A 3967-nucleotide genomic window follows, 5' to 3' on the forward strand; every position below is an offset into this window, starting at 1 on the left:
AGGACGTTGCGAGCCAGGTCGCCGAGCGTACCGGCGTCCCCGAGACGGGCGTGTTCCTGCCGTCGTTCGCAACCGCGAGTGTCAGCCGGGAGGCGTCGTCGCCGCGGCCCGGGCGCCGAACTGGCCGTGTTCCGGCTGGCCGAACTCGGCTTCGACCCGGTGTCGGTGCTGTCGGCCAGCGGCCGCGCGCCGGTCGCGCCGGTCGCCGGCGACGAAGCGACCGCGATGGCCCGGACCACGGACGCGCTCGCCTACGGCAGCGAGGTCCACCTCACTGTCGACGAATCCTTCGACCGCTTCGACGAGGTCCCGTCCGTCGCAGCCGAAGAGTACGGCGAGCCACTGGAGGGCGTCTTCGAGGGCGTGGACTGGGACTTCGCGGAGCTCCCCGTCGAACTATTCGGCCCCGCAGCGGTCACCATTGACGTCGTCGGTGGCGACACGCATGTCGTCGGCGAGGCGAGCGAAGGCGTGTTAGCCGAGAGCTTCGGCCTGTAATCGGGTATGCGTTACAAGGTCGCGCCACCGGCCCGCTCACGCTCGTTTCTGGAGACTGCCAGAGAGGCGATTCCGCTCGTCCCCGACAGCGAGGCTGATTGCTGTCGGGCGATTCAGATGGCGACTGACGTGTCCGACCGCGACACGGCCCAAAAACATCTGGTTTTCCTACAGGCGCTGGGACTGGTCGCCGAGAGCGACCGAGGCTACTACAGGACGAGGACCGACCCCGACCGAGCGGCCCTCACGACGGCGTTCGAAGACTCGGTCTTCGGCGTCGACGTGCTCGTTGAGGCTCTCAATTCGGAGCCGGTAGATACTGATGATGCGTTCGATGCCCTTCGGGCTGAGATTCCCCGCTGGGAGCGAGAGCGTCACGCTGACTGGGAAGCCGTCTGGCAGGAGCGCACGGCAAATCTGCTGGAGTGGGCCGTACTGTTCGGACTCGCCGAGAAAACGACTGACGGCTACAGACAGCCGACTGAAGACGGGAAAGACCAGTGAGACAGCGGACCGCTACTCCGCCGGGTCGATGTCGGTGACGGTCCCGACGCCCTTCGAACTCCCCTCGCGGAAGACGAACTTCTGGCCTTCCTCGACGAGGTAGGAACGGAACTTGAACCGAACCCGGGCCTTGCCCGCGTCGCCCGGGAGCAACTGCCCGCCCTCTGGATAGAAGGCCGCGGCCTCGCTGACCGTTTCGAGGTGGACGACGGGTTCGTAGCCGTCGCCGATGCGGGTCGGATGGTTCAGCACCATCACCTCGGCCTCGAATTCCCGGACGGGCGAGGGGTCGGCGTCGGCCGGGAGCAGGACCATCCCGCGCTCGATGTCCTGCTCGCGGACGCCTTTCAGTGCGATACCAACGATGCGACCGGCCTTTGCCTCGTCGACCCGGTGGTAGTGCATCTCGATGGACCGGACCTCAACCTCGCGGAAGCTCCCGTCCTGCATCGGGCCGAGTAGCAGTTCGTCGCCAGCTTCGACCTCGCCGGATTTGATGGTGCCCGAGGCGACCGCGCCGACTCCCTGGACGTTGTACGTCCGGTCGACGTACATGCGGAAGTCGCCCACCTCCCCGGCGGTCTTTGGCAGGGCCTCGAACATCTCGTCTAAGTCGTCCAGCCCCTCCTTCGTGACGGCGCTTGTGGTGACGACGGGGACGACGGTCTCGGAGATTTCGTCGATGGCCGTGTCGACGCCGTGGCGCTCGACCCGAAGTGGCGTCTTGTCGACCTCCCGCAGTGCCTGTTCGACGTCCCGTTCGACTTCTGCGACCCGTTCCTCGTCCACCAGATCGGTCTTGGTGATGGCGACAATCGTCGGGAGATCCGTCGCCAGCAGGATCCCGAGGTGCTCCCGCGTCGTCTCGGTCACCCCGTCGTCGGCCGCGACGGTCAGGAGGCCGTAGTCGAGTTTCTGCCCGACGAGGCCGCGGATCGTCGTCCGGAGCCACGGCTCGTGGCCCACAGTGTCGACGAAGGAAACGAGCCGGTCTGATGCTTCGACGACCCGCGCTCGATCGTCCTTCCGGTGCGGATTGTCCATGCGGATCGGCTCACCGTCCTCATCGAAGCCGTAGACGCCGTAGGAGAGGTCCGCCGAGAGACCTCGGTCGACTTCGTGTGGTTGCACGTCGAGGAAGCCGCGTGTCCCGCCTTCCCCGTCGTCTGCGTCACCAGTGACCAGCGACCCCACGAGCGTGGATTTGCCGTGGTCGACGTGGCCGGCGGTTCCGACGACGATGTGGTCGTCGTCCGCGAGGACCGATCCCTCCGAGACGGTCGCGACACCGACGATTCCATCGGAGGCTGTCGGCCCGTTCTCCGAGACGCCGTCGACGCCCCACGTTTTCACCTCTTCAATGTGTGCACCGGCTTCCTCTGCCAGCAGGCTGAGTACGTCCATCGACTCGGAGAACTCCGCCGGTGAGATGCCGGCCAGACCGCCGTCGTCGGTGACGCCGACGACGTACGTCGCCTCCCCATCCCCGGAGAGAACGCGGTGGCGGAGTTGCGCTGCAAGGGATTCGAGTCTGCCCTCTGACAGGTGGAGATCTTCGGTGAGCCGTTCTTTGAACTCGACGCTGCCGCCCTCCCGTTCACCGCGGTCAAGCGCGCGCCGGAGGACAGCCCGGTCGGGGCTCATACCCACCCGTTACTGTGGGGTAGATATAAGCCTTCCCCGGATTTACGGCTCCAGAGAACTCCTGAGAGCGGTGGCTGAGTGTATCTCTCACAGTATCAGTCGGACGGATATTTATACGCGAAGGCGCTGCCAGACCGGGTCGTGGACTGAGTCGCCACACGGAGTTTGCGGTTGTGTGACGCCGCTCCGTGTGCTGGGTTGCGCCGATGGCGTCACCTGTTTGCCCATCTGGTTAGCGACTGGTCTAAAAGTGAATCACACGACTGTCACTCCCGGTACGGCGCGACCGCTTCGAGAAAGCCGTCGCCGTAGGTCCCGTCGGTAACCCGGTCGGCGCGTTCGAGCGCTGTCTCGTCGGCATTGGCGACGGCCACGGCCTCTCCAGCCAGGTCGAACATCTGGGCGTCGTTCACTGAGTCGCCGACGGCGAGGAACGTCTCCGGAGCGAGGTCCAGTTCAGCACACACCGCTTCGAGGCCCGTCCCCTTGTCGACGACCGGGTCTGTAACGTGGTACGCGAAGCCGGTGTCGAGGACGACGAGCCCGCGTGCCGCGGCCAGGTTCTCCAGCGGTTCGAGCGGCTGGTCGAGCGACACGACGAGTTCCGTCTCGCGCCATCGGTTTGCCAAGTCGACCTGTCCGAATCCCAGGTCATGGCCCAGGTCGCGATAGGCCTCGCCGACCGCGAGCGCCGCCTCGTGGTCGCCTTCGAGCCTGAGCTCGTCGGTAGCTTCGACGAACACCACGCCGCCGTTCTCGGCGACGACCGTCCGTTCGATGCCGAGAAACTCACAGAGCGCAATTGGAAACGGCATCGCTTTTCCGGTCGCGATGACGACGCGTGCGGGCCACTCGCGAAGGACCGGCATGACGCGGGGGTCAATCGCTCGGCTTTCGTCAGTCAACGTTCCGTCGATGTCGACGATGAGCGGCGGCGTGTCGTTGTCCATACGTCCGGGTTCGGAGCGCTGCATATGGGAATTGCGGTCAGTCGTCAGTCAGCGTTTCGTAGGCCGCTTGCACCTGCTTGAATTCCCTTTCGCTCCCGCTGTCAGTGTCGGGGTGGACCTCCTTGACTTTCTCCCGGTAAGCCCGCTTGATCGTCCCCTGATCGGCGTCCGGCTCGATGCCGAGCCGCTGGTAGGCCTCCGCCGGACTCGGTCCCGACGACTGAACCCGCTGTCGGCGCTGCCGGCCGCCCGCTGCCTGGCGACGCTGTCGCTGCCGTCCCTGGCGACGACGCTGGCCACCCTGCGACGCTCGCGAGCGGCGCGCTCGGCGGCCGTCTCGCGGTGGTTCCCACTCCTCCCGTGGGCCGGCA

Annotated in this window: 4 protein-coding genes and 1 pseudogene; 2 read left to right on the top strand and 3 right to left on the bottom strand. The window is 66.1% G+C overall.

What is annotated here, in order from left to right; all coding sequences use genetic code 11:
• Together GJ630_RS19150 and GJ630_RS19155 are read left to right on the top strand one after the other, a co-directional pair.
• A pseudogene (locus tag GJ630_RS19150) lies at positions 1-498 on the top strand (methenyltetrahydromethanopterin cyclohydrolase); the annotation flags it as partial.
• Between the two features lie 6 nt (positions 499-504).
• The gene (locus tag GJ630_RS19155; protein WP_191450747.1) at positions 505-1002 is read left to right on the top strand and encodes a hypothetical protein; all 498 of its coding nucleotides are present in this window, start codon (positions 505-507) and stop codon (positions 1000-1002) included.
• Positions 1003-1014: 12 nt separating this feature from the next.
• Here the strand turns inward: GJ630_RS19155 and GJ630_RS19160 are convergent, their stop codons facing one another.
• The 3 genes from GJ630_RS19160 to GJ630_RS19170 form a co-directional block, all read right to left on the bottom strand.
• Complete coding sequence (locus GJ630_RS19160; RefSeq protein ID WP_014040881.1) at positions 1015-2646, bottom strand: GTPBP1 family GTP-binding protein; 1632 nt, start codon at positions 2644-2646, stop codon at positions 1015-1017.
• 266 nt (positions 2647-2912) lie between these two features.
• Positions 2913-3596: a phosphoglycolate phosphatase gene (locus GJ630_RS19165; protein ID WP_151103617.1), complete on the bottom strand. Its 684-nt coding sequence runs from the start codon at positions 3594-3596 to the stop codon at positions 2913-2915.
• A gap of 37 nt (positions 3597-3633) precedes the next feature.
• The coding region (locus tag GJ630_RS19170) for a J domain-containing protein (RefSeq protein ID WP_191450749.1) at positions 3634-3967 on the bottom strand (334 nt) is incomplete at its 5' end.

The sequence above is a fragment of the Haloarcula sp. CBA1122 genome (assembly GCF_009741785.1).
GTDB classification, from domain to species: Archaea; Halobacteriota; Halobacteria; order Halobacteriales; family Haloarculaceae; genus Haloarcula; species Haloarcula hispanica.

Coding starts and splice junctions, on each gene's coding strand:
- GJ630_RS19155 (WP_191450747.1), top strand. CDS start 505: ATGCGTTACAAGGTCGCGCCACCGGCCCGCTCACGCTCGTTTCTGGAG.
- GJ630_RS19160 (WP_014040881.1), bottom strand. CDS start 2,646: ATGAGCCCCGACCGGGCTGTCCTCCGGCGCGCGCTTGACCGCGGTGAA.
- GJ630_RS19165 (WP_151103617.1), bottom strand. CDS start 3,596: ATGGACAACGACACGCCGCCGCTCATCGTCGACATCGACGGAACGTTG.